The 19700-nt window shown below is 51.7% G+C and carries 14 protein-coding genes, 4 tRNA genes and 1 other RNA gene; 17 read left to right on the top strand and 2 right to left on the bottom strand.

Annotated elements, in window-relative coordinates:
* The first annotated feature begins 15 nt into the window (after positions 1-15).
* From EB241_RS07285 to EB241_RS07295, 3 genes are all read left to right on the top strand, one after another.
* Positions 16-363, top strand: a complete 348-nt coding sequence (locus EB241_RS07285; protein WP_124232536.1) for a helix-turn-helix domain-containing protein — start codon at positions 16-18, stop codon at positions 361-363.
* 126 nt (positions 364-489) lie between these two features.
* Positions 490-996 carry a TIGR00645 family protein gene (locus tag EB241_RS07290; protein WP_124232537.1) on the top strand — a complete coding sequence of 169 codons (507 nt, stop codon included), beginning with the start codon at positions 490-492 and terminating at the stop codon, positions 994-996.
* Positions 997-1269: 273 nt separating this feature from the next.
* Positions 1270-2187, top strand: coding sequence for an alpha/beta hydrolase (locus tag EB241_RS07295; protein WP_124232538.1), 918 nt, complete (start codon positions 1270-1272; stop codon positions 2185-2187).
* Positions 2188-2202: 15 nt separating this feature from the next.
* Here the strand turns inward: EB241_RS07295 and coaA are convergent, their stop codons facing one another.
* Together coaA and EB241_RS20895 are read right to left on the bottom strand one after the other, a co-directional pair.
* Positions 2203-3150 carry a type I pantothenate kinase gene (coaA, locus tag EB241_RS07300; RefSeq protein WP_124232539.1) on the bottom strand — a complete coding sequence of 316 codons (948 nt, stop codon included), beginning with the start codon at positions 3148-3150 and terminating at the stop codon, positions 2203-2205.
* Between the two features lie 754 nt (positions 3151-3904).
* A complete protein-coding gene (locus tag EB241_RS20895; protein ID WP_158612396.1) occupies positions 3905-4057 on the bottom strand; it encodes a hypothetical protein in 153 nt (50 codons plus the stop codon).
* A gap of 368 nt (positions 4058-4425) precedes the next feature.
* On the opposite strand from EB241_RS20895, the gene EB241_RS07305 reads away from it, so the two are divergent.
* From EB241_RS07305 to rpoC, 14 genes are all read left to right on the top strand, one after another.
* Positions 4426-4501: transfer RNA gene (locus EB241_RS07305), tRNA-Thr, on the top strand.
* A 12-nt stretch (positions 4502-4513) separates the two neighbouring features.
* Positions 4514-4598 (top strand) — tRNA-Tyr (locus EB241_RS07310).
* A 40-nt stretch (positions 4599-4638) separates the two neighbouring features.
* A non-coding RNA gene (locus tag EB241_RS07315) (RtT sRNA) lies at positions 4639-4754 on the top strand.
* A gap of 190 nt (positions 4755-4944) precedes the next feature.
* Positions 4945-5019: transfer RNA gene (locus tag EB241_RS07320), tRNA-Gly, on the top strand.
* A 6-nt stretch (positions 5020-5025) separates the two neighbouring features.
* Positions 5026-5101 (top strand) — tRNA-Thr (locus EB241_RS07325).
* Between the two features lie 113 nt (positions 5102-5214).
* Positions 5215-6399, top strand: a complete 1185-nt coding sequence (gene tuf, locus EB241_RS07330; RefSeq protein WP_124232540.1) for an elongation factor Tu — start codon at positions 5215-5217, stop codon at positions 6397-6399.
* A gap of 343 nt (positions 6400-6742) precedes the next feature.
* Positions 6743-7126 carry a preprotein translocase subunit SecE gene (gene secE, locus EB241_RS07335; protein WP_124232541.1) on the top strand — a complete coding sequence of 128 codons (384 nt, stop codon included), beginning with the start codon at positions 6743-6745 and terminating at the stop codon, positions 7124-7126.
* A gap of 1 nt (position 7127) precedes the next feature.
* A complete protein-coding gene (gene nusG / locus EB241_RS07340) occupies positions 7128-7673 on the top strand; it encodes a transcription termination/antitermination protein NusG (RefSeq protein ID WP_124232542.1) in 546 nt (181 codons plus the stop codon).
* Positions 7674-7859: 186 nt separating this feature from the next.
* Complete coding sequence (gene rplK, locus EB241_RS07345; RefSeq protein ID WP_034828899.1) at positions 7860-8288, top strand: 50S ribosomal protein L11; 429 nt, start codon at positions 7860-7862, stop codon at positions 8286-8288.
* Between the two features lie 3 nt (positions 8289-8291).
* Complete coding sequence (gene rplA, locus EB241_RS07350) at positions 8292-8996, top strand: 50S ribosomal protein L1 (RefSeq protein ID WP_124232543.1); 705 nt, start codon at positions 8292-8294, stop codon at positions 8994-8996.
* A 703-nt stretch (positions 8997-9699) separates the two neighbouring features.
* Positions 9700-10197, top strand: coding sequence for a 50S ribosomal protein L10 (gene rplJ / locus EB241_RS07360; RefSeq protein WP_124232544.1), 498 nt, complete (start codon positions 9700-9702; stop codon positions 10195-10197).
* A gap of 64 nt (positions 10198-10261) precedes the next feature.
* A complete protein-coding gene (rplL, locus tag EB241_RS07365) occupies positions 10262-10627 on the top strand; it encodes a 50S ribosomal protein L7/L12 (protein ID WP_016191418.1) in 366 nt (121 codons plus the stop codon).
* A gap of 344 nt (positions 10628-10971) precedes the next feature.
* The gene (gene rpoB / locus EB241_RS07370) at positions 10972-15000 is read left to right on the top strand and encodes a DNA-directed RNA polymerase subunit beta (protein ID WP_124232545.1); all 4029 of its coding nucleotides are present in this window, start codon (positions 10972-10974) and stop codon (positions 14998-15000) included.
* A 75-nt stretch (positions 15001-15075) separates the two neighbouring features.
* The gene (gene rpoC / locus EB241_RS07375; protein WP_124232546.1) at positions 15076-19296 is read left to right on the top strand and encodes a DNA-directed RNA polymerase subunit beta'; all 4221 of its coding nucleotides are present in this window, start codon (positions 15076-15078) and stop codon (positions 19294-19296) included.
* Positions 19297-19700 lie beyond the last annotated feature (404 nt).

Here is a 19700-nt window from a genome sequence, read left to right on the forward strand (position 1 = left end):
GGGAGGAGAGAGTAAATGAAAGGGGAAATTGTGGATGTCATTATCGACTGGATTGAACAGCATCTGGACGATGGCCTGAGTATTGAAGCGGTTGCCGCGCGATCTGGTTACTCAAAATGGCATCTTCAGCGTGTATTTAAAGAGAAAAAAGGCATTACGCTGGGGTCATTTATCCGTTGCCGCCGTATGGATGAGGCCGCAAAAAATCTGATTGGCTCACGCAAGACCATTATGACTATTTCAATGGATCTCGGTTTCTCCTCGCAGCAGTGTTTCCAGCGCGTGTTTAAAAAACACTTTAATCTTACGCCAAAAGACTACCGTAACCAGTATCGCGAGTCATGCGGACTCCGGGCCGATTAACAAAGTCTGTGCGGTAATGTTGCAGGGTGAAATGGGTTAAATTGCCGCTTTATATCGCAGCGTAATGCAAAATTTAACATTTCATCAGGTATAATGACTGCCCTGCTAAATTGTTGACTGGATGTTATGGAACGTTTCACTGAAAACCTTATTTATGCTTCGCGCTGGCTGTTGGCACCGGTTTATCTTGGATTGTCGATAGGGCTGTTGGCGTTAATGATCAAGTTTTTCCAGGAAGCTGTTCATTTGCTGCCAAACGTGTTGGCCATGGCTGAGAACGATTTGGTACTGGTACTGCTATCAATGATCGATCTGACGCTGGTTGGTGGCCTGCTGGTGATGGTGATGTTTTCCGGCTATGAAAATTTCGTCTCCAGGCTGGATATCTCTGAGAAAAAAGAAAAGCTTAGTTGGCTGGGCAAAATGGACTCCAGTTCGTTGAAAAACAAAGTGGCAGCATCCATTGTGGCGATATCTTCCATTCATCTGTTACGGGTATTTATGGATGCGAAGAATATTCCCGATAATAAGTTGCTGTGGTACGTGATTATCCACCTGACCTTTGTCCTGTCGGCATTTGTGATGGGCTATCTGGACGGCATGTCTCGTCGCGAGAAATACACCCATAGCTAATTCTTCCCGCCTGTCCGGCGTGCCGGACAGGTTGTCCTGTCCTGTTCTGTGCTGATTTTTTCTTGCCTGCACAGAGGAAAATTGCATAAAAAGCGGTGCAGAGATCTTACCCTCATGCCGATAAAACAGTGATGTTGATTAGAATCCGGCAGATTGCCTGCATTAACCTGATGTTATCTGGTATTCACCTTGCGTCTTTTTTGAGGCCGTGCTGTAAAACGGTGTGCGGCATGACGGTGTAATGGTGGTGGTCACTGAGGAAAGAGATGTCTGATGATTAGTCGTCGTCGGTTAATACTTGGAACCGGCGCTACTCTACTTGCGATGTCCTCAGGAAGGCTGTTTGCTCGCGAGGATATTATCCCTCTCTGGCAGGACGAACCTCCGGGGGGGGGCGGACCAGGCGGTAACCTACATGTTTCCGCTAATGGTTCCTGGTCGAATATTGTCAGTCCGGCGATTCAACGCTTTCAGCCAGCCAGCCCCAATGGTTCGGCGGTATTGATTGCCGCAGGTGGCGGCTATCGCTGGATCGGCATGGGGGGGGAAGCCTGGCCTGTGGCACGCTGGCTGAATGCCCGTGGCTATACGGTTTACGTGTTGAGTTACCGTTTGCCACGAGAAAAATGGCGGGCAGGAAGGCTGGCACCCTTTCAGGATGCGCAACGGGCTATCAGGTTGGTGCGCTCTATGGAGCGTGACCTGCACCTGCTCGGTTTCTCTGCGGGTGGTCATCTGATGGGGATGGTCGCAGCGCGCCCGGATTTTGTCACTTATCCACCTCAGGATCCCCTCGACCGGATTAAACCGCTGGTGGAAAGTGTGGCACTGATCTATCCGGTTATCACGCTTGAGCCACCTTATACCCACACCAATACGCATTTCGAGCTGCTGGGTGAGAATCCCTCACCAGCCGATGAGGCGGGCTGGTCGGTTGAAAATTATGTTACGCCGAAATTTCCGCCCTTGTTTCTGGCGCAGGCGGAAGATGACCTTGTTTCCAATCCCCATAACAGTCAGATCATGCATGACACCTGTCGTAAAATGGGCGTACCGGTGGAACAGATTAAGATTACCCGTGGCGGACACGGTTTTGGTTTGGGAAAAGCGGCGACGCCGGCAGCGATATGGGATGAAGCCTACGCTGTCTGGCTGGACACACGCAGAAAGAAAAAAGGCGCCACCGTCTGATGCGATGGCCCAGGGCTATTTTCTTAATCTCACCAGATCGACAGCATGGTTGACGCTTTTGGTCATAATCAGGCTGGCCCGCTCGCGGGTTGGGAGTATGTTTTCTTCCAGATTCATGAGGTTAATTTCATCCCACAGCTGACTGGCAATCTTGATGGCTTCTTCTTCTGGCAGGGCTGCGTAGTGATGAAAGTAAGAATCAGGATCGGTGAACGCGCCCTGGCGGAATTTAAGGAAGCGGTTGATGTACCAGTGTTGCAACAGATCCTGCGGCGCATCGACGTAAATTGAGAAATCCACGAAGTCAGACACAAAGACGTGATGTGGGTCATGGGGATAATCCATGCCGCTCTGCAGCACGTTCAACCCTTCCAGAATCAGGATGTCCGGTTGCTGCACCACTTTATCGCCGTCAGGAATGACGTCGTAAATCAGGTGCGAATAAACCGGTGCGGTAACCTGCGAGGCGCCCGACTTCAGGTCGGAAACGAAATTCACCAGCCGGTGCATATCATACGACTGCGGGAAACCTTTCTTCTTCATCAGCCCGCGCTCTTTCAACACCTCATTGGGGTGCAGAAAACCGTCGGTAGTGATCAGCTCAACGCGGCGATGCTCCGGCCAGCGGCTTAGCAGAGCCTGCAAAACACGTGCCGTGGTGCTTTTACCTACGGCGACGCTGCCTGCTATGCTGATGATATAAGGGATTTTTTGACCGTTGGTGCCCAGAAACTGTTCCAGTACCGCCTGACGGCGTAAGTTAGAGCTGATATAAAAATTAAGCAGACGGGACAACGGCAGATAGATTTCTGCCACTTCTTCAATCGACAAATCTTCGTTAATGCCTTTAAGACGGGCAATTTCTTCTTCATTGAGGGTCATTGGCACGGAATCACGCAATGCAGCCCACTGTGTGCGGTCAAATTCCAGATAGGGGGTGGTCAATAATGACTCTTTACTCATATGCATGCTTCTGCCAGCAAGAATTTACCTGTTGTGGCATAACTACGTGGGAAGACGGTAAAACCGACTTTCCGGCTCACAAACGAAGGAAAATTTCAGAAAACAATGCGCAGGAGAGTACCATCAGACGGGCTGTAACCAGAAGAAAAAATAATATCTGCGGGTGCAAACTGAATGGTATCCACATTTATGGCGTGTTGAGCTGGCAATCGCCCGGATAACCTGATTAACAGCCAGCAACCGCTGATAGTAAATCACCACCGTGTGTGAATACCCCTGCGGCATGCAGGAGAAGTCGCGTAATTCCCCAGGACAACGGTAACCCAGGGCGCGATAAAACGTCTCCGCAGCACCCCCTGCGGGTGTATTGAGATAAACAAGCGAGCGATGCAGATTAAATAACGGCTCCTGATACCGCTACACTTTCGTAAGCCCTGTGGCACAAGGGATTGCGCGCTTTCCACAACGAAAGCCGGTGCTATCAACGCTGCAAAGTTGTCGTCAGAATTAATGGAGCAATCACCATTTGTTACCCAGTGATCTACTATTCGCAATGGCTATTTAATGGCTTCCCCTCAACCGCCGCCATCAGTTTTCTACCCAGACGCCTTGCACCATCGACAACCATGAATTGTTGAATCTCTGCCCGATTTCTTCCTTCGGGTTGCAAACAGATTTCCATCTGAACGCTTCCCGTTGCTCCTTGTTTGTGACGGGCAATCCATAATTTTCGCTCTCCTGTGGCCAATGCTGTTCACCGGCTGTGGAAAAAGAGTTCTGTCTGCTGCTGGGAAATACGTTGTCCTTCGCCATCAGCGGTGTCGCCGGTCACTGCGTTCAACAGCCGCGTGGCCAGTTCATTGCGGTAAACAGTCAGCGTGGCGGCATTGATCATGACAATTTTCATGCGATGTCTTCCTCTGATGGCTTGGCGTAAGCGAAGCAATAAGTCATCCAATTCACAAATAGCAGCGTTTCATCAGGTGAAGGGTGTGGTAATCGATGAAAAAATGCACGATTAACGTGCGGGGCGATCGGAATGGTGCAGAACTTGCTCTTCCTGTAACCGTATGTCGCTTTGGGATACTGGCTCAATCGCCGTGATAACAGAAAAAACGTGGTAAAAAAACGGACGAATGGTGATTAATTGAACGCCATTACGGATGTAAGGCGACAATTTGCGAGTAATTGCACAAATAACAGGCATAAAAACATTTATCGCAATTTTTTTGTTGCATCACGCGGCCGGTCTTCCTAGAATGCGCGTCACTTGATGCCGGCTTAGCTCAGTAGGTAGAGCAACTGACTTGTAATCAGTAGGTCACCAGTTCGATTCCGGTAGCCGGCACCATCAAGTACCCCTGGTGGGGTTCCCGAGCGGCCAAAGGGAGCAGACTGTAAATCTGCCGTCATCGACTTCGAAGGTTCGAATCCTTCCCCCACCACCATCTCAATCTTGAGGTTAAGGTTGAACCAGATGAAAGGTTTCTATAAATCATCTGGGGATGAATAAGAAAGTTCGAGTCGCGTAACGCAAGACAACGTGCGAAGTACGACCCGAAAGGTGAGGAACGAAGTGACGAATAATCCTTCCTTTACCACCATTTCATCCTTGATGTTAAGGGTGAAAGCACAGCGGCAATACCGTGTTGCTAATGTGAGTAATACAGATTGATTTTAGACTGTGCTTACGCCAGTCGGAGTCATCAAGCGTATGCGGGTTGACTCGAATAATAAGAGTTTCCTCTTATTATTCACAAGCTACAGACAGAACAGGTAGCCGAGTTCCAGGATGCGGGCATCGTATAATGGCTATTACCTCAGCCTTCCAAGCTGATGATGCGGGTTCGATTCCCGCTGCCCGCTCCAAGCCGTGCTGATATGGCTCAGTTGGTAGAGCGCACCCTTGGTAAGGGTGAGGTCCCCAGTTCGACTCTGGGTATCAGCACCACTTCTACATCTCCCTCCCTGATTCTTCTCTGTGCGTTAAAATTCAACAGTTCAGGCAATGCCTGGTTGATGTGGTGATATCACCAATTTATCCGTGTCTTAGAGGGACAAGCGATGTCTAAAGAAAAATTTGAACGTTCCAAACCGCACGTCAACGTTGGTACTATCGGCCACGTTGACCACGGTAAAACTACCCTGACTGCTGCTATCACCACCGTTCTGGCTAAAACCTACGGCGGTTCTGCTCGTGCGTTCGACCAGATCGATAACGCACCGGAAGAAAAAGCGCGTGGTATCACCATCAATACCTCTCACGTTGAATATGACACTCCAACACGCCACTACGCGCACGTTGATTGCCCTGGCCACGCCGACTATGTGAAAAACATGATCACCGGTGCTGCCCAGATGGACGGCGCGATCCTGGTGGTTGCTGCGACTGACGGCCCAATGCCGCAGACCCGTGAGCACATCCTGCTGGGTCGTCAGGTAGGCGTTCCTTACATCATCGTGTTCCTGAACAAATGTGACATGGTTGATGACGAAGAGCTGCTGGAACTGGTTGAGATGGAAGTACGTGACCTGCTGTCTCAGTACGAATTCCCGGGCGACGATACCCCAATCGTTCACGGTTCCGCGCTGAAAGCACTGGAAGGTGACGCAGAGTGGGAAGCTAAAATCATCGAGCTGGCTGGCCACCTGGACAACTACATCCCGGAACCAGAGCGTGCAATTGACAAGCCGTTCCTGCTGCCAATCGAAGACGTGTTCTCCATCTCCGGTCGTGGTACCGTTGTTACCGGTCGTGTTGAGCGTGGCATCGTGAAAGTCGGTGAAGAAGTTGAAATCGTTGGTATCAAGGATACGGCGAAATCAACCTGTACCGGTGTTGAAATGTTCCGCAAACTGCTGGACGAAGGCCGTGCCGGTGAGAACTGTGGTATCCTGCTGCGCGGTATCAAGCGTGAAGATATCCAGCGTGGTCAGGTTCTGGCCAAGCCAGGTTCAATCAAGCCACACACCCAGTTCGAGTCAGAAGTTTATATTCTGTCCAAAGACGAAGGCGGCCGTCACACTCCGTTCTTCAAAGGCTACCGTCCTCAGTTCTACTTCCGTACCACTGACGTGACCGGTACCATCGAACTGCCAGAAGGCGTTGAGATGGTCATGCCAGGCGACAACATCAAAATGGTTGTTACCCTGATCCACCCAATCGCGATGGACGACGGTCTGCGTTTCGCTATCCGCGAAGGTGGCCGTACCGTTGGCGCGGGCGTTGTTGCTAAAGTTATCGCTTAATCGCTGATAACATTTGACGCGACGCACATGAAGAGGGCATCATTTGATGCCCTTTTTGTACGCTGTAACATAGAACCTGGCTCATCAGTGATTTTCAACCATAATAATCATTGCTGAGACAGGCTCTGTTGCACGGCGTTAAACCCGACAAATTTCATGCGACAGAATGATGCTAACTGAACGTTCGCCAGGGGCGTAAATTGCCAGGTGTTCGGGGTAAATTAAGCGTTGTAGCTTGAAAGACAGAGGGATATACCGAGTTTCGCCTGAAAGCATTATTCGGTTCGGTTGCCCACATTTTTGGGGGCAAAATAGTTTCTGATTTATTGTGGCAGGTTGGTTTATGAGTGCTAATACCGAAGCTCAAGGAAGTGGGCGCGGCCTGGAAGCGGTAAAATGGCTGGTTGTTGCGGTGCTGCTGATTGCGGCTATCGTTGGTAACTACTTTTATCGTGAAATTACCCTCCCATTGCGTGCGCTGGCTGTGGTAATCCTGATTGCAGCAGCAGGTGGCATTGCGCTACTGACCGTAAAAGGCAAGTCAACGCTGGCATTTGCCCGTGAAGCGCGCACTGAAGTTCGTAAGGTCATTTGGCCGACTCGCCAGGAAACGTTGCACACCACGTTAATCGTTGCCGCGGTAACTGCCGTGATGTCACTGATTTTGTGGGGACTGGATGGTATTCTGGTCCGCCTGGTATCGTTTATTACTGGCCTGAGGTTCTGAGATGTCTGAAGCTCCAAAGAAGCGCTGGTACGTCGTTCAGGCGTTTTCCGGTTTTGAAGGCCGTGTAGCCCAGTCGCTACGCGAGCATATCAAGTTACATAACATGGAAGAACTTTTTGGTGAAGTCATGGTACCAACCGAAGAAGTGGTTGAGATCCGTGGTGGCCAGCGTCGTAAAAGCGAGCGTAAGTTTTTCCCAGGCTATGTTCTGGTCCAGATGGTCATGAACGATGCAAGCTGGCACTTAGTGCGTAGCGTACCACGCGTCATGGGCTTCATTGGTGGGACTTCCGATCGTCCGGCACCGATCAGCGATAAAGAAGTTGATGCGATCATGAACCGCTTGCAGTCTGCTGGCGACAAGCCACGTCCGAAAACCCTGTTTGAACCGGGTGAACTGGTCCGCGTCAGCGATGGTCCGTTTGCCGACTTCAACGGTGTGGTGGAAGAAGTTGACTATGAGAAAAGCCGCCTGAAAGTTTCCGTTTCCATCTTTGGCCGTGCAACACCGGTTGAGCTGGATTTCGGTCAGGTGGAAAAAGGCTAATAATCAGCCACCGACCTGTCTGTGCAGGGTGAAGCACGTTTTTCAGTGGTTGAATAGCGGTTGCGAAAGGCGCGAAATTGCAATATAATTTCGCGCCTTTTGTTTTTATACGCGGTATCCCGGCGTGTAAAATATTAATCACGGGGAGCTCTTTCCAGAGCGTTTGCACCCAACAGAGGAATTATCATGGCTAAGAAAGTACAAGCCTACGTCAAGCTGCAGGTTGCAGCAGGTATGGCAAACCCAAGTCCACCGGTTGGTCCGGCACTGGGTCAGCAGGGCGTTAACATCATGGAATTCTGTAAAGCGTTTAACGCCAAAACAGAATCTCTTGAGAAAGGTCTGCCAACGCCGGTTGTTATTACCGTTTATTCTGACCGTTCTTTCACCTTCGTTACCAAAACCCCTCCGGCAGCAGTACTGCTGAAGAAAGCGGCTGGTATTAAGTCTGGGTCCGGCAAGCCGAACAAAGACAAAGTAGGTAAAGTATCTCGTGCTCAGGTACGTGAAATCGCAGAAACCAAAGCTGCGGACATGACTGGTGCTGATGTGGAAGCGATGACTCGCTCCATTGAAGGTACTGCTCGTTCCATGGGCCTGGTAGTAGAGGACTAAGAAATGGCTAAGCTGACCAAGCGCATGCGCGTGATCCGTGACAAAGTTGATTCAACTAAACAGTATGACATCAACGAAGCTGTTGCTCTGCTGAAAGAACTGGCTACTGCCAAGTTTGTAGAAAGCGTTGACGTAGCGGTAAACTTAGGGATTGATGCCCGTAAATCTGACCAGAACGTGCGTGGTGCAACTGTACTGCCACACGGCACCGGTCGTTCCGTTCGCGTTGCCGTATTTACCCAGGGTGCTAATGCTGAAGCTGCTAAAGCAGCCGGCGCTGAGCTGGTAGGTATGGAAGATCTGGCTGACCAGATCAAAAAAGGCGAAATGAACTTCGACGTGGTTATCGCATCTCCTGATGCCATGCGCGTTGTTGGCCAGTTAGGCCAGGTTCTGGGCCCACGTGGTCTGATGCCAAACCCGAAAGTAGGTACCGTAACCCCTAACGTTGCTGAAGCCGTTAAGAATGCTAAAGCAGGTCAGGTTCGTTACCGCAATGACAAAAACGGTATCATCCATACCACCATTGGTAAGGTTGATTTCGATTCAGATAAACTGAAAGAAAACCTTGAGTCCCTGCTGGTTGCGCTGAAAAAAGCGAAACCTTCTCAGGCGAAAGGTGTATACATCAAGAAAGTTAGCATTTCTACAACTCAGGGTGCAGGCGTGGCAGTTGATCAGGCTGGCCTGAGCGCAGTGGCTAACTAATCTGCTTTACCCGGGCAAAAGTTTCGACTAGAATCTTTCGCCCGTTGTTCTGTAATTATACAGAACCCCTATTTAAGTCAGTTGTGCCGCCGCGTCGCGGTACGAATGACAAATTACGATTCGAGGCAGTCGGTCTGAGACAAGGCGGCAACTGAGCGAGTCGGCAGGAACATAGTTTGCTATGTGACTGCTGCGAACGAGGGCAGCCAACGCATTATCAGAGCGAATGACAAATTACGATTCGAGGCAGTCGGTCTGAGACAAGGCGGCAACTGAGCGAGTCGGCAGGAACATAGTTTGCTATGTGACTGCTGCGAACGAGGGCAGCCAACGCATTATCAGAGCGAATGACGAAGAATCCGGTTGGAGCCTGGCCTTATCCAGGCCTCCGTCCAAGACCGCAGGTGTCATATACATACCCACAAGGTTTCGTGTTGCAGTAAGGCGGCAACCGAGTGAATCCCCGGGAGCTTACATGAGTAAGTGACCGGGGTGAAAGAGGGCAGCCAACGCCGCTGTGACTCGAAAGATGAAGGGTATGGACTTAATTTCCTGCGTAGACGGTGACAGAACCTGAAGAATATTTTTATAGTCTTTGCTGGATTCTGCTCACCGTGTTTAGCGCCTGCGCCGGGCAACCGGGGTCAGGTGAAGTGAGTTCCGGGGAAATTCATCTCCGGCCAAAATCCAGGAGCAAAAGCTAATGGCATTAAATCTTCAAGACAAACAAGCGATTGTTGCTGAAGTCAGCGAAGTAGCCAAAGGCGCGCTGTCTGCGGTAGTTGCGGATTCCCGTGGTGTAACCGTAGATAAAATGACTGAACTGCGTAAAGCAGGTCGTGAAGCTGGCGTATACATGCGTGTTGTTCGTAACACCCTGCTGCGCCGCGTCGTTGAAGGAACTCAGTTTGAGATCCTGAAAGACACGTTTGTTGGTCCGACCCTGATTGCATACTCTATGGAACACCCGGGCGCTGCTGCTCGTCTGTTCAAAGAGTTCGCGAAAGCGAATGCAAAATTTGAGGTCAAAGCTGCGGCCTTTGAAGGTGAGCTGATCAGTGCGGCCAATATTGACCGTCTGGCAACGCTGCCGACTTACGAAGAAGCGCTGGCACGTCTGATGTCGACCATGAAAGAAGCCGCTGCAGGCAAACTGGTTCGTACTCTGGCAGCCGTTCGCGACGCCAAAGATGCTGCTTAATCGCGCATTTTTGTCTGTTGCACTCTATCGCACAAACTATTTCTGATTCACAGGAACAATTGTTATGTCTATCACTAAAGATCAAATTCTGGAAGCAGTAGCCGCTATGTCTGTAATGGACGTTGTTGAGCTGGTTTCCGCTATGGAAGAAAAATTCGGTGTTTCTGCTGCTGCTGCTGTCGCTGTTGCTGCTGGCCCGGTTGAAGCTGCTGAAGAGAAGACTGAGTTCGACGTTGTACTGAAAGCTATCGGCGCTAACAAAGTTGCCGTGATCAAAGCAGTACGTGGCGCAACTGGTCTGGGCCTGAAAGAAGCCAAAGACCTGGTTGAGTCTGCACCTGCTGCCCTGAAAGAAGGCATCAGCAAAGACGACGCAGAAGCTCTGAAGAAAGCACTGGAAGAAGCTGGCGCGGAAGTTGAAGTTAAATAAGCCAGGCTTTCAGTTTGCAGCATGATTCATCCGCAAGGGTGAATTAAGCTGATGGCTGGTGACTTAATTGGTCACCAGCCTTTTTGCGCTCTAAAGCGTCAATGACGTTTCACACTGTTTAGTCATTGATTTGCTTAATATCTTTCTCTATCGACGACTTAATATACTGTTCTCCCGCCCGGTGGTCTGCTGTGGTAAGGCCAGAGCAATGAAATGATTTAAGCGTGATAGAAAGAGGTATTACGGAAGGAGAATCTTCTTTCCGCGTCACAAAATAGTGTTGCATGAACTGTCCCCCCTGGACGGACAGAGAGGTTCTACTTTTCAGCGAGCTGAGGAACCCTATGGTTTACTCCTATACCGAGAAAAAACGTATTCGTAAGGATTTCGGAAAACGTCCGCAAGTTCTGGACATTCCTTATCTCCTTTCTATCCAGCTTGACTCGTTCCAGAAATTCATCGAGCAAGACCCGGAAGGTCAATACGGCCTGGAAGCAGCTTTCCGTTCCGTGTTTCCAATCCAAAGCTACAGCGGTAATTCTGAGCTGCAATATGTCAGCTACCGTTTAGGCGAACCTGTCTTTGATGTGAAAGAGTGTCAGATCCGTGGCGTCACGTTCTCTGCTCCTTTGCGCGTAAAACTGCGTCTGGTGATCTACGAGCGCGAAGCGCCGGAAGGCACGGTTAAAGACATCAAAGAGCAGGAAGTTTACATGGGCGAAATTCCGCTCATGACCGATAACGGTACCTTTGTGATCAACGGTACAGAACGTGTTATCGTTTCTCAGCTGCATCGTAGTCCCGGCGTCTTTTTTGACAGCGATAAGGGTAAAACTCACTCATCGGGTAAAGTGCTGTATAACGCACGTATCATCCCTTACCGTGGTTCCTGGCTGGACTTTGAGTTCGATCCAAAAGATAACCTGTTTGTGCGTATTGACCGTCGCCGCAAGCTGCCTGCGACCATCATTCTGCGCGCGCTGAACTACACCACTGAGCAGATCCTTGATCTGTTCTTTGAAAAAATCGTGTATGAAATCCGCGACAACAAGCTGCAGATGGAACTGGTTCCTGAGCGCCTGCGCGGTGAAACCGCCTCTTTCGATATCGAATCCAACGGAACGGTATATGTAGAGAAAGGCCGTCGTATTACTGCACGTCACATTCGTCAGCTGGAAAAAGATGGCGTTGAGCACATCGAAGTTCCGGTTGAATACATCGCCGGTAAAGTCGTCGCTAAAGATTACATCGACGAAAACACCGGCGAGCTGATCGTTGCAGCGAACATGGAGCTGTCGCTGGATCTGCTGGCTAAACTGAGCCAGTCCGGCCACAAGCGCATTGAAACGCTGTTCACTAACGATCTGGATCACGGCTCGTACATGTCCGAAACCGTACGTGTCGATCCAACCAACGACCGCCTGAGCGCGCTGGTTGAGATCTATCGCATGATGCGCCCTGGCGAACCGCCAACGCGTGAAGCGGCTGAAAACCTGTTCGAGAACCTGTTCTTCTCTGAAGACCGCTACGATCTTTCTGCGGTTGGCCGTATGAAGTTCAACCGTTCACTGCTGCGCGATGAGATCGAAGGTTCCGGTATCCTGAGCAAAGACGACATCATTGAAGTGATGAAGAAGCTCATCGGTATCCGTAACGGTATTGGCGAAGTGGATGATATCGACCACCTCGGCAACCGTCGTATCCGCTCCGTGGGCGAAATGGCTGAAAACCAGTTCCGCGTAGGTCTGGTCCGTGTTGAGCGTGCGGTGAAAGAGCGTCTGTCCCTGGGCGATCTGGACACCCTGATGCCTCAGGATATGATCAACGCCAAGCCAATCTCTGCCGCAGTGAAAGAGTTCTTTGGTTCCAGCCAGCTGTCACAGTTTATGGACCAGAACAACCCGCTGTCTGAGATTACGCACAAGCGCCGTATCTCTGCTCTTGGTCCGGGCGGTCTGACGCGTGAGCGTGCAGGCTTTGAAGTTCGAGACGTTCACCCGACGCACTACGGTCGCGTGTGCCCAATCGAAACGCCTGAAGGTCCAAACATCGGTCTGATCAACTCGCTGTCCGTGTACGCACAGACCAACGAGTACGGTTTCCTGGAAACCCCATACCGTCGCGTACGCGAAGGCGTGGTGACCGACGAAATTCATTACCTCTCTGCCATTGAAGAGGGTAACTACGTTATCGCTCAGGCGAACACCAACCTCGACGACGAAGGTCACTTCGTGGACGACCTGGTAACCTGCCGTAGCAAAGGCGAATCAAGTCTGTTCAGCCGCGATCAGGTTGACTACATGGACGTTTCCACCCAGCAGGTGGTTTCCGTCGGTGCGTCGCTGATCCCGTTCCTGGAACACGATGACGCCAACCGCGCATTGATGGGTGCAAACATGCAACGTCAGGCGGTTCCAACTCTGCGTGCTGATAAGCCGTTGGTGGGTACCGGTATGGAACGCGCGGTAGCGGTTGACTCCGGTGTAACAGCCGTAGCGAAACGTGGTGGTACTGTTCAGTACGTGGATGCTTCCCGTATCGTTATCAAAGTTAACGAAGACGAGATGTATCCTGGCGAAGCCGGTATCGACATTTACAACCTGACCAAATACACCCGTTCTAACCAGAACACCTGTATCAACCAGATGCCGTGTGTCAACCTGGGCGAGCCGATTGAACGTGGTGACGTGCTGGCCGATGGTCCTTCAACGGATCTGGGCGAACTGGCACTGGGTCAGAATATGCGCGTCGCGTTCATGCCGTGGAACGGCTACAACTTCGAAGACTCCATCCTGGTCTCCGAGCGCGTGGTACAGGAAGATCGCTTCACTACCATCCACATTCAGGAACTGGCATGTGTGTCCCGTGACACCAAGCTGGGGCCGGAAGAGATCACTGCTGATATCCCGAACGTCGGTGAAGCTGCGCTCTCCAAACTGGATGAATCCGGTATCGTGTATATCGGTGCGGAAGTGACCGGCGGTGACATTCTGGTTGGTAAGGTAACGCCGAAAGGTGAAACCCAGCTGACGCCGGAAGAGAAGCTGCTGCGTGCGATCTTCGGTGAGAAAGCGTCTGATGTGAAAGACTCTTCTCTGCGTGTACCGAACGGCGTGTCGGGTACCGTTATCGACGTGCAGGTCTTCACCCGCGATGGCGTGGAAAAAGACAAGCGTGCGCTGGAAATCGAAGAGATGCAGTTGAAGCAGGCGAAGAAAGACCTGTCTGAAGAACTGAAAATCCTCGAAGCTGGCCTGTTCAGCCGTATCAACTACCTGCTGGTTTCCGGCGGCGTTGAAGCGGAAAAACTGGATAAGCTGCCACGCGAACGCTGGTTGGAACTTGGTCTGACCGACGAAGACAAGCAAAACCAGCTGGAACAGCTGGCAGAGCAGTACGACGAGCTGAAGCACGAGTTTGAGAAGAAGCTCGACGCGAAACGCCGCAAAATCACCCAGGGCGATGATCTGGCACCTGGCGTGCTGAAAATCGTTAAGGTGTATCTGGCCGTTAAACGTCAGATCCAACCGGGCGATAAAATGGCCGGCCGTCACGGGAACAAAGGTGTTATCTCCAAGATCAACCCGATCGAAGATATGCCATACGATGAAAACGGTACGCCGGTTGATATCGTACTGAACCCGCTGGGCGTACCTTCACGTATGAACATTGGTCAGATTCTGGAAACCCATCTGGGTATGGCGGCGAAAGGCATCGGTGAGAAAATCAACGCGATGCTCAAGCAGCAGGAAGAAGTGGCCAAACTGCGTGAGTTTATTCAGCGCGCTTACGATCTGGGCACTGACGTGCGTCAGAAAGTGGACCTGTCCACCTTCTCTGATGAGGAAGTGCTGCGTCTGGCGGAAAATCTGAAGAAAGGGATGCCGATTGCGACACCGGTGTTTGACGGCGCGAAAGAGAGCGAGATCAAAGAGCTGCTGCAGCTTGGCGGCTTGCCTTCTTCCGGTCAGATCACCCTGTTTGATGGCCGCACTGGCGAGCAGTTCGAGCGTCAGGTTACCGTCGGCTATATGTACATGCTGAAACTCAACCACCTGGTGGATGACAAGATGCATGCACGTTCTACCGGTTCTTACAGCCTGGTGACTCAGCAGCCGCTGGGTGGTAAGGCACAGTTCGGTGGACAGCGCTTCGGTGAGATGGAAGTGTGGGCGCTGGAAGCATACGGTGCCGCTTATACCCTGCAGGAAATGCTGACCGTGAAGTCTGATGACGTGAACGGCCGTACCAAGATGTATAAAAACATCGTTGACGGCAACCATCAGATGGAACCGGGCATGCCGGAATCCTTCAACGTACTGTTGAAAGAGATCCGCTCGCTAGGTATTAACATCGAGCTGGAAGACGAGTAAGCACTCGAATTTGTACTGGTTACAGCACGCCCTTCCGGGCGTGCTGAGAAGTCTCACTCCGACGGGAGCTAATCCGTGAAAGACTTACTTAAGTTTCTGAAAGCGCAAACTAAGACCGAAGAGTTTGATGCGATCAAAATTGCGCTGGCCTCGCCAGACATGATCCGTTCCTGGTCTTTTGGTGAAGTTAAAAAGCCGGAAACCATTAACTACCGTACGTTCAAACCAGAACGTGACGGGCTTTTCTGTGCGCGTATTTTCGGGCCGGTAAAAGACTACGAGTGCCTGTGCGGTAAGTACAAGCGCCTGAAACATCGCGGTGTGATCTGTGAGAAGTGTGGCGTTGAAGTGACACAGACCAAAGTTCGCCGTGAGCGCATGGGCCACATTGAGCTGGCTTCACCGACGGCGCACATCTGGTTCCTGAAATCGCTGCCATCCCGCATCGGTTTGCTGCTGGATATGCCGCTGCGTGATATCGAACGCGTGCTGTACTTCGAATCTTATGTGGTTATCGAAGGCGGCATGACCAACCTCGAAAAGCGCCAAATCCTGACTGAAGAACAGTATCTGGACGCGCTGGAAGAGTTTGGTGATGAATTCGATGCCAAAATGGGTGCGGAAGCGATCCAGGCCCTGTTGAAAAACATGGATCTGGAGCAGGAATGCGAGCAGCTGCGTGAAGAGCTGAACGAAACCAACTCCGAAACCAAACGTAAAAAACTGACCAAGCGTATCAAGCTGCTGGAAGCGTTCGTGCAGTCTGGCAACAAACCAGAATGGATGATCCTGACCGTGCTGCCGGTGCTGCCGCCGGATCTGCGTCCGCTGGTTCCGCTGGACGGTGGTCGTTTCGCTACCTCAGATCTCAACGATCTGTATCGTCGCGTGATCAACCGTAACAACCGTCTGAAGCGCCTGTTGGATCTGGCAGCGCCAGATATCATCGTACGTAACGAAAAACGTATGCTGCAGGAAGCGGTTGATGCGCTGCTGGATAACGGCCGTCGCGGTCGTGCGATCACCGGTTCTAACAAACGTCCTCTGAAATCTTTGGCCGATATGATCAAAGGTAAACAGGGTCGTTTCCGTCAGAACCTGCTGGGTAAACGCGTCGACTACTCTGGTCGTTCCGTTATTACCGTGGGTCCATACCTTAGGTTGCACCAGTGTGGTCTGCCGAAGAAAATGGCGCTGGAGCTGTTCAAACCGTTTATCTACGGCAAGCTGGAACTGCGTGGGCTTGCTACCACCATCAAAGCCGCCAAGAAAATGGTTGAGCGTGAAGAAGCTGTTGTCTGGGATATTCTGGATGAAGTGATCCGCGAACACCCGGTGCTGCTGAACCGTGCGCCAACGCTGCACCGTCTGGGTATCCAGGCCTTTGAACCGGTGCTGATCGAAGGTAAAGCCATCCAGCTGCACCCGCTGGTTTGTGCGGCTTATAACGCCGACTTCGATGGTGACCAGATGGCAGTTCACGTACCGCTGACGCTGGAAGCCCAGCTGGAAGCGCGTGCGCTGATGATGTCCACCAACAATATCCTGTCACCAGCGAACGGCGAGCCAATCATCGTTCCTTCTCAGGACGTTGTGCTGGGTCTGTACTACATGACCCGCGACTGTGTTAACGCCAAAGGCGAAGGCATGGTGCTGACCGGCCCGAAAGAAGCCGAGCGTGTTTATCGCGCTGGTCTGGCCTCTCTGCACGCCCGCGTCAAAGTACGTATCACCGAGCACGAGAGAAACGAGCGCGGTGAATCGACGGCGAAAACCAGCCTGGTGGATACCACCATTGGTCGTGCCATCCTGTGGATGATTGTGCCGAAAGGCCTGCCTTACTCTATCGTCAACCAGGCGCTGGGTAAGAAAGCGATCTCCAAAATGCTGAACACCTGTTACCGCATTCTGGGCCTGAAACCAACGGTTATCTTCGCTGACCAGACCATGTACACCGGCTTTGCCTATGCGGCTCGCTCTGGTGCCTCTGTCGGTATCGACGACATGGTTATCCCGGAGAAGAAAGTGGAAATCATCACCGAAGCGGAAGCAGAAGTGGCTGAGATCCAGGAGCAGTTCCAGTCCGGTCTGGTAACCGCCGGCGAACGCTATAACAAAGTGATCGATATCTGGGCTGCGGCGAACGAACGCGTTGCAAAAGCCATGATGGAAAACCTGTCCACTGAAACCGTGATCAATCGTGACGGTGAAGAAGAGCGTCAGGTTTCCTTCAACAGCATCTTTATGATGGCCGACTCCGGTGCGCGTGGTTCTGCTGCACAGATCCGTCAGCTGGCCGGTATGCGTGGTCTGATGGCTAAGCCAGATGGCTCGATCATCGAGACACCAATTACCGCGAACTTCCGTGAAGGTCTGAACGTACTCCAGTACTTCATCTCCACGCACGGTGCGCGTAAAGGTCTGGCGGATACCGCACTGAAAACCGCGAACTCCGGTTATCTGACCCGTCGTCTGGTTGACGTGGCGCAGGATCTGGTGGTGACTGAAGACGACTGTGGTACTCACGAAGGCATCCTGATGACCCCGGTCATCGAAGGCGGCGACGTGAAAGAGCCACTGCGTGAGCGCGTGCTGGGTCGTGTAACGGCTGAAGACGTTCTTAAGCCGGGTACGGCTGACATTCTGCTGCCGCGCAATACGCTGCTGCATGAGCTTCAGTGTGACCTGCTAGAAGAGCACTCTGTTGACAGCCTGAAAGTCCGCTCTGTTGTAAGTTGCGAAACTGACTTCGGCGTGTGCGCCCACTGCTACGGACGCGATCTGGCACGTGGTCACATCATCAACAAAGGTGAGGCCATCGGCGTTATCGCAGCACAGTCCATCGGTGAGCCGGGTACACAGCTGACGATGCGTACCTTCCACATCGGTGGTGCGGCATCTCGTGCGGCTGCTGAATCCAGCATTCAGGTGAAAAACAAAGGTACGCTGAAGCTGATCAACGCCAAGTCGGTAACCAACTCCGCAGGCAAGCTGGTGATCACCTCGCGTAACGTTGAACTGAAAATGATCGACGAATTTGGCCGTACCAAAGAGAGCTACAAAGTTCCTTACGGTGCAGCCATGGCGAAGGGTGACGGCGAGCAGGTTGCCGCGGGCGAGACCGTAGCAAACTGGGATCCGCATACCATGCCGGTCATCACCGAAGTGAGCGGTTTCGTTCGCTTCACCGACATGATCGACGGCCAGACCATTACCCGCCAGACGGATGATCTGACCGGTCTGTCTTCTCTGGTGATCCTGGACAGTGCTGAACGTACTGCCGGTGGTAAAGATCTGCGTCCTGCGCTGAAAATCGTTGATGCCAATGGTAACGATGTGCTGATCCCTGGTACCGATATGCCTGCTCAGTACTTCCTGCCAGGTAAAGCGATTGTCCAGCTGGAAGATGGTATCAAGATCAGTTCGGGTGACACCCTGGCGCGTGTGCCGCAGGAATCTGGCGGTACCAAGGACATCACCGGTGGTCTGCCACGCGTTGCTGACCTGTTTGAAGCCCGTCGTCCGAAAGAGCCGGCAATCCTGGCTGAAATCAGCGGCATCATCTCCTTTGGTAAAGAGACCAAAGGGAAGCGTCGTCTGGTTATCACCCCGGTAGATGGCAGCGATCCGTACGAAGAGATGATTCCGAAATGGCGTCAGCTGAACGTGTTCGAAGGTGAGCGCGTGGAGCGTGGTGACGTGGTTTCCGATGGCCCAGAGTCACCACATGACATCCTGCGTCTGCGTGGCGTGCATGCTGTGACCCGTTACATCACTAACGAAGTGCAGGAAGTTTACCGCCTGCAGGGCGTTAAGATTAACGATAAGCACATCGAAGTCATCGTTCGTCAGATGCTGCGTAAAGCAACCATCGAAAGTGCAGGCAGCTCTGACTTCCTGGACGGCGAGCAGGTTGAAGTGTCACGCGTTAAGGTCTCCAACCGTGAGCTGGAAGCCAACGGCAAAATCGCGGCAACCTATGTGCGCGATCTGCTGGGTATCACCAAAGCGTCACTGGCAACCGAGTCCTTTATCTCTGCGGCCTCGTTCCAGGAAACAACGCGTGTACTGACCGAAGCAGCCGTTGCGGGCAAACGCGACGAACTGCGCGGCCTGAAAGAGAACGTCATCGTGGGCCGTCTGATCCCAGCCGGTACCGGTTACGCTTATCACCAGGATCGTATGCGTCGTCGTGCGGCGGGTGAAACACCTGTTGTGCCTCAGGTAACCGCAGATGAAGCTTCTGCCAGCCTCGCAGAACTGCTGAACGCAGGTCTGGGTGGTAGCGACGATTAATCGTCGCCCATCGCTGTAAAAAACCGCTCTTCGGAGCGGTTTTTTTATGCCTGATACCACTGAAAGTCAGAAAAAAACCGTACAGATCCTGTTCACTGTTTTTTACCCGTCGATATGCAACCGTGGCGGACCGAATGTCTGGCACACCACTTTTTATCATTAACAGACTTCTGAACGGGAATATGCGACAAAATTATATCGTGTGAATACTCAGATTTTCTTCACATTAGTGCATAACAAGGTTTTCCGGGATGCTTAAAAATAAATAATGCTGTCAGGTAAATAATCGTCTGGGACAGAAGGGATTAAACTAAATGTACATATTGATTTCTGTTTATTGGTGAAGATTTCTGGTGACTTCTCTGAAGAAAAATAATTTTGCACATTCAGTAAGTTATCTTATT

The sequence above is a fragment of the Erwinia psidii genome, from assembly GCF_003846135.1.
Taxonomy (GTDB): domain Bacteria; phylum Pseudomonadota; class Gammaproteobacteria; order Enterobacterales; family Enterobacteriaceae; genus Erwinia; species Erwinia psidii.

Bases quoted from the DNA above. Each gene is read 5' to 3' on its own strand.
- coaA (WP_124232539.1), bottom strand. From the start codon at position 3,150: ATGAGTAAAGAGTCATTATTGACCACCCCCTATCTGGAATTTGACCGC.
- EB241_RS07290 (WP_124232537.1), top strand. From the start codon at position 490: ATGGAACGTTTCACTGAAAACCTTATTTATGCTTCGCGCTGGCTGTTG.
- rplA (WP_124232543.1), top strand. From the start codon at position 8,292: ATGGCTAAGCTGACCAAGCGCATGCGCGTGATCCGTGACAAAGTTGAT.
- rplJ (WP_124232544.1), top strand. From the start codon at position 9,700: ATGGCATTAAATCTTCAAGACAAACAAGCGATTGTTGCTGAAGTCAGC.
- secE (WP_124232541.1), top strand. From the start codon at position 6,743: ATGAGTGCTAATACCGAAGCTCAAGGAAGTGGGCGCGGCCTGGAAGCG.
- rplK (WP_034828899.1), top strand. From the start codon at position 7,860: ATGGCTAAGAAAGTACAAGCCTACGTCAAGCTGCAGGTTGCAGCAGGT.
- rplL (WP_016191418.1), top strand. From the start codon at position 10,262: ATGTCTATCACTAAAGATCAAATTCTGGAAGCAGTAGCCGCTATGTCT.
- EB241_RS20895 (WP_158612396.1), bottom strand. From the start codon at position 4,057: ATGAAAATTGTCATGATCAATGCCGCCACGCTGACTGTTTACCGCAAT.
- EB241_RS07295 (WP_124232538.1), top strand. From the start codon at position 1,270: ATGATTAGTCGTCGTCGGTTAATACTTGGAACCGGCGCTACTCTACTT.
- EB241_RS07285 (WP_124232536.1), top strand. From the start codon at position 16: ATGAAAGGGGAAATTGTGGATGTCATTATCGACTGGATTGAACAGCAT.
- nusG (WP_124232542.1), top strand. From the start codon at position 7,128: ATGTCTGAAGCTCCAAAGAAGCGCTGGTACGTCGTTCAGGCGTTTTCC.
- rpoB (WP_124232545.1), top strand. From the start codon at position 10,972: ATGGTTTACTCCTATACCGAGAAAAAACGTATTCGTAAGGATTTCGGA.
- tuf (WP_124232540.1), top strand. From the start codon at position 5,215: ATGTCTAAAGAAAAATTTGAACGTTCCAAACCGCACGTCAACGTTGGT.